A 360-nucleotide genomic window follows, 5' to 3' on the forward strand; every position below is an offset into this window, starting at 1 on the left:
GTCGGTAACAGGGCACCACCACCATAAGTGGCAATCACATAGATGTTATAAGGCGCTGCTTGAGCAATAATGGAAAATAGAGTCAGGCTTATTATTAGCCAACGTGCATGAGATACCGTATCCGCTAGGAAAGCAGGGGATTTTCTAGTGCCCATGATCAGCTCCTTATCGTAAATAACCAAATATGCTTTAGAGCAACCTAATCATTTAATCCAAGCACATCTTGCATGTCATATTGCCCAACAGGTTGCTGCACGATCCAAGTAGCGGCACGTACAGCACCAGCGGCAAAGGTCATGCGCACGCGCGCGCGGTGGGTAATTTCAACGACTTCCCCATCAGCGATAAACATCACCGTAT

At 47.2% G+C, this 360-nt stretch carries 1 protein-coding gene; it reads right to left on the minus strand.

Going from position 1 to position 360, the window contains the following annotated elements; all coding sequences use genetic code 11:
• Nucleotides 1–199: 199 nt before the first annotated feature.
• Nucleotides 200–360, minus strand: a 161-nt coding sequence (locus AAEY79_RS14280; protein WP_352288911.1) for a dihydrodipicolinate reductase C-terminal domain-containing protein, incomplete at its 5' end; no start/stop codon positions are given.

The sequence above is a fragment of the Psychrobacter sp. GW64-MNA-CIBAN-0177 genome, from assembly GCF_040309585.1.
Lineage (GTDB): Bacteria > Pseudomonadota > Gammaproteobacteria > Pseudomonadales > Moraxellaceae > Psychrobacter > Psychrobacter okhotskensis.